General features: G+C 68.4%; 5 protein-coding genes. All 5 read left to right on the forward strand.

Features of this window, described 5'->3' with window-relative positions; all coding sequences use genetic code 11:
- Positions 1 to 58 precede the first annotated feature (58 nt).
- On the forward strand, positions 59 to 727 hold the full coding sequence (locus tag D7W79_RS38960; RefSeq protein ID WP_276375578.1) for a peptidylprolyl isomerase: 669 nt from the start codon (positions 59 to 61) through the stop codon (positions 725 to 727).
- Entirely contained in the window at positions 724 to 1,281 is a 558-nt protein-coding gene (locus D7W79_RS38965) for a peptidylprolyl isomerase (RefSeq protein ID WP_120530301.1), read from the forward strand. Before D7W79_RS38960 ends, D7W79_RS38965 begins: the two co-directional genes overlap by 4 nt.
- 80 nt (positions 1,282 to 1,361) lie before the next feature.
- The gene (era, locus tag D7W79_RS38970; protein ID WP_120530302.1) at positions 1,362 to 2,315 is read left to right on the forward strand and encodes a GTPase Era; all 954 of its coding nucleotides are present in this window, start codon (positions 1,362 to 1,364) and stop codon (positions 2,313 to 2,315) included.
- 70 nt (positions 2,316 to 2,385) lie between these two features.
- On the forward strand, positions 2,386 to 3,795 hold the full coding sequence (gene der / locus D7W79_RS38975) for a ribosome biogenesis GTPase Der (RefSeq protein ID WP_120530303.1): 1,410 nt from the start codon (positions 2,386 to 2,388) through the stop codon (positions 3,793 to 3,795).
- Positions 3,796 to 3,896: 101 nt separating this feature from the next.
- Entirely contained in the window at positions 3,897 to 4,703 is an 807-nt protein-coding gene (locus D7W79_RS38980) for a tetratricopeptide repeat protein (protein WP_120530304.1), read from the forward strand.
- The last annotated feature ends 42 nt before the right edge of the window (positions 4,704 to 4,745 follow it).

The following is a 4,745-nucleotide window of genomic DNA, read 5'->3' on the forward strand; positions in this document are numbered from 1 at the left end:
GCGCCTTATCGTCGGCAGCGTCAGATGGGTATAAGAGACAGGTCTTCTCGGTATCACCGTGGCGCTTGCCGCCTTCGCGGCCCTGGCCGCCGAGCCCGCCGCGGGCCCCTGGACGAAGAAGGTCCAGGCCGGCAAGGACGTCTACGCGACCCTGAAGACGAGCCAGGGCGTCATCACCCTGAAGCTCTTCTCCAAGGATGCGCCCAAGACGGTGGAGAACTTCGTCGGCCTGGCCACCGGCGAGAAGGCCTGGACGGATCCGAAGACGGGCGAGCAGGTGAAGGGCAAGCCGCTCTACGCCGGCACCGTGTTCCACCGCGTCATCCCGGGCTTCATGATTCAGGGCGGCGACCCCACCGGCACCGGCATGGGCGACCCGGGCTACCGCTTCGCGGACGAGTTCCAGAGCGGCCGCAGCTTCGACAAGCCGGGCATCCTGGCCATGGCCAACGCCGGGCCGAACACCAACGGCAGCCAGTTCTTCATCACCACCTCCACGCCCGCGCAGCTCACCGGACGCCACACCATCTTCGGCGAGGTCGTCACGGGCTACGACGTGGTGGAGAAGATCGGCAACGTGCCGCGCAGCGCACAGGACCGCCCGCAGACGCCCGTGGTCCTGGAAACGATTACCCTGAGTGACAAGGCGCCCAAGGGTGCCCCGGCCGCCGCGGCCAAGAAGGCGCCCGCCTCCAAGCCCGCCACCCCGAAGAGCACCCCGCAATGAGCTTCATGGAGCAGGCCCGCGCGGGCACGGAGCTGTTCGGGACCTTCACGACGACGGAGGGGCGCATCGTGGTGCGCCTGTTCTCCAAGGACTCCCCGCGGACGGTGGAGAACTTCGTGGGGCTGGCCACCGGGGAGAAGCCCTGGACGGACCCGGTGACGTTCCAGGTGCAGCACGGCCGCCCGCTCTACGACGGGACGCTCTTCTTCCGCTGCATCAAGGACTTCATGATCCAGGGCGGGGACCCGACCAGCCGGGGAAACGGTGGGCCGGGCTTCCGTTTCGAGGATGAGTTCCAGAGTGGCCGGCGTTTCGACAGGAAGGGCCTGCTGGCCATGGGCAACACCGGCCCCAACACCAACGGCAGTCAGTTCTTCATCACCGCCGCGCCGCAGCCCCACCTGGACAACCGGTACACCATCTTTGGCGAGGTGGTGGAAGGGCAGGACGTGGTGGACCGCATCGCCAACGAGCTTCCCAAGGATTCAAGCGACCGTCCCCGCCGGGACGTGCGCATCCAGACGTTGACCATCTCCACGGCGCGGCCGTCGTAGGGCCGTCCGCCGTTCATAGCCGTTCCCCCGGGGCCTTCCCGTGCAGCACGTCGGAAGGCCCACTGATCATCTCCGGAAGTATGGCCTCTCAGTCCCAGAAGAAGACCCCTCGCGCTGGCTTCGCCGCGCTCATCGGCCGGCCCAACGTGGGCAAGAGCACGCTGCTCAATGCGCTCACCGGCGAGAAGATCGCCATCGTCTCGCCCAAGCCGCAGACCACCCGCAACCGCATCCTGGGCGTGGTGACGCGTCCGGAAGGGCAGGTGGCGTTCATCGACACGCCCGGCATCCACCAGGCCAAGGGAGAGCTCAACCGCTACATGGTGGAGGCCGCCATATCCGCGGCCGAGGAGGTGGACCTGGTCCTCTTCCTCATCGAGCCGCCCCAGGGCGAGACGCTGGATGTGACGCCGGGCAACCGCGCCATCCTCGAGCGGCTGCAGAAGGTGGGCAAGCCCACCTTCCTGGTCATCAACAAGATCGACTCCATCCCCAAGGCGAAGCTGCTGCCGCTCATCGCCCTCTACGGCCAGGAGTTCCCCTTCGCGGAGGTGGTGCCCATCTCCGCGCGGGAGAAGGACGGCGTGGAGCACCTGTTCGAGGTCGTGCTGGGTCACCTGCCGGAGGGCGAGCCCATCTTCGCGGAGGACATGCTCACGGACCAGCAGGAGCGCGTGCTGGTGGCGGAGTACATCCGCGAGCAGGTGCTCCGGCACTGCCGCCAGGAGATTCCGTACTCCACCGCGGTGCTGGTGGACGTGTTCGACGAATCCGAGCGCGAGCCGCGCCCGGGCACGCCCCCCGGCCAGCTGGGCGGCCTCATCCGCATCGCGGCGTCCATCTACGTGGAGCGCGACAGTCAGAAGGCCATCCTGATTGGCAAGCAGGGGCAGATGCTGAAGCTCATCGGCACGGACGCTCGCAAGTCGGTGCAGCGCCTGCTGGGCGCGCACGTGTACCTGGACCTGCGCGTGCGAGTGGAGGCCCGCTGGAGCGAACGCGCCGCGGGCTTGAGGAAGCTGGGTTACGAGTGATGTCGCCGCTGAAGCCGTTGCCGCTGACGTCGTTGCCGCTGAAGTCGTCGTCGCTGTCGAAAGAGACTCCATGAAGCCGCTGGTCGCCATTGTCGGTCGCCCCAACGTGGGCAAGAGCACGCTGTTCAACCGCCTGGTGGGCCGGCGTATCGCGCTCGTGGAGGACGAGCCCGGCGTCACCCGTGACCGGCACTACGCCGACGCGGAGTGGGAGGGCCGCGCCTTCACCCTCATCGACACGGGCGGCTTCGTCCCCGGTGAGAAGGACACGCTGCTCAAGCAGGTGCGCGAGCAGGCGCAGTTCGCCGTGGAGGAGTGCGACGTCATCATCTTCGTGGTGGATGCCCGCGCGGGGATGACGACCGCGGACGAGGCCGTCGCCAACTACCTGCGCAAGTCGGGCAAGCCCGTCGTCGTGGCGGCCAACAAGCTGGACAACGAGACCGGGCAGATGCAGTCGCTGGCCGGCGAGTTCTTCCGCCTGGGCCTGGGCGACGTGAACGCCATGTCCGCCGAGCACAACCTGGGCATGGGCAGCCTGATGGACTCCGTGGTGTCCAAGCTCCCGGAGAAGGTGGAGGGCGAGGACGCCGAGGCGCCGCCGGACGACGGGAAGATCCGCGTGGCCATCATCGGCCGGCCCAACGTGGGCAAGAGCACGCTGGTCAACGCCATCCTCAAGGAGAAGCGCGTCGTCACCAGCGAGGTCGCCGGCACCACGCGTGACCCCATCGACTCGGAAGTCACGTACAAGGGCAATCAGCTCATCCTCACGGACACCGCGGGCATCCGGCGCAAGAAGACCATCGCGCACCAGGTGGAGCAGTACTCCGTCATCGCGGCGCTGAAGGTCCTGGAGCGCAGCGACGTGGCGGTGCTCTTGATGGACGCCACGGAGCCCGCGGTGGATCAGGACGCGAAGCTCGCGGGCCTGTCCATGGACCGGGGCCGCGCGCTGGTCATCGTCGTCAACAAGTGGGACCTCATCGCGGAGGACAAGCGCCGCCAGGAGGCCTTCCGCGAGGACCTCAAGATCGCCCTGAAGTTCGTGGGCTACGCGCCGGTCATCTTCACGTCCGCCCTGCACGGCTCCAAGGTGGAGAAGGTGGTGGACGTGGCGGTGGAGCTGGCCAAGCAGTTCCGCTTCCGGGCGCCCACCCCGCAGCTCAACAAGCTGCTGGACTACATGGTGGACAACAACCCGGCGCCCATCGTGAAGAGCAAGCCGCTGCGCCTGTACTACATCGCCCAGGTGGCGGCGGCCCCGCCGACGTTCGCCCTCACGTGCAACGAGCCGCAGGGCGTGCCGGACATGTACAAGCGGTACATCACCAACCAGATCCGCAAGACGTTCGATTTGCGGGTCCCCATCCGCCTGCTCTTCCGCGAGCGGCCAGGCAAGGCCAAGCGCGAGGCGCGCAAGAAGCCGCACCTGGCGGGCAAGGGTGGCAAGGGTGGGAAGCGCGCGGGGCGCGACTGACCGCGCTCACGCGTTGACACTCCCAGCGGGCGCTCTTTACAGTGCGCCGCTTTCCCAGCAGAGCGAAGAGCACCGTCGAGCCGGAGAGAGGTCCCTTCATCGTGGCCCAGCAGAAGACCGAGAAGATTCGCCAGCAGGAGCTTCGTCAGCCGGACGCCTTCCAGAAGGTGGGGGCGGACGCGCGCGACTGGTTGATGCAGCGCCAGAAGTTCCTCGCCATCGGCGCGGGCGTGCTGGTGCTGGGCGCGGTGGGCGTGGCCATCGCCAGCGAAGTGTCCAAGCGCGGCGAGGAGACGGCCTCCATGGCCCTGGGCCAGGCCCTCACCGTCCTGGACCGCCCCGTGACGGGCGTGGACCCGGCGGACCCCACGGCCACGGAGCCCCCGTTCGCGACGGTGCAGGCCCGTGACGAGGAGGTCGTGAAGCAGCTGTCGGCCTTCCGCAAGGAGCACGAGGGCACGCGCTCGGCGACGACCGCCGCCCTGGCACAGGGGAAGGCCGAGTTCCGGCTGGGCAAGACCGACGACGCACTGGCGTCCCTGGACGTCTTCCTCAAGGGCGCCCCGGAGAACGACGCCCTGCGCGCGGGCGCCCTGGAAGGCCAGGGCTACGCCTACGAGGCCAAGGGTGACTACGCCAAGGCCATCACCTCCTTCGAGGAGATGGAGAAGGCGGACACCGGCGAGTACCTGGTCGGCATGGGCGCGTACCACAAGGCGCGCATGCTCATCCTGCAGGGCAAGAAGGACGAGGCCGCGCAGGTGCTGTCGAAGATCCCCACGGAACACCCGAACAGCGCCGCGGCCCGCCAGGCCACCGAGCGCATGGCGGTGCTGGCCGCGGAGGGCGTGAAGGTGCCCACGCCGGCGCCGCCCGCCGCCACGGCCACGGACGCGGGGCAGCCGTAGCGCGCTCATGACCATGCGGCTCGCTCGGTGGAAGCGGTGGGT

The sequence above is a fragment of the Corallococcus exercitus genome, from assembly GCF_003611585.1.
In the GTDB taxonomy this organism is placed as follows: Bacteria; Myxococcota; Myxococcia; order Myxococcales; family Myxococcaceae; genus Corallococcus; species Corallococcus exercitus.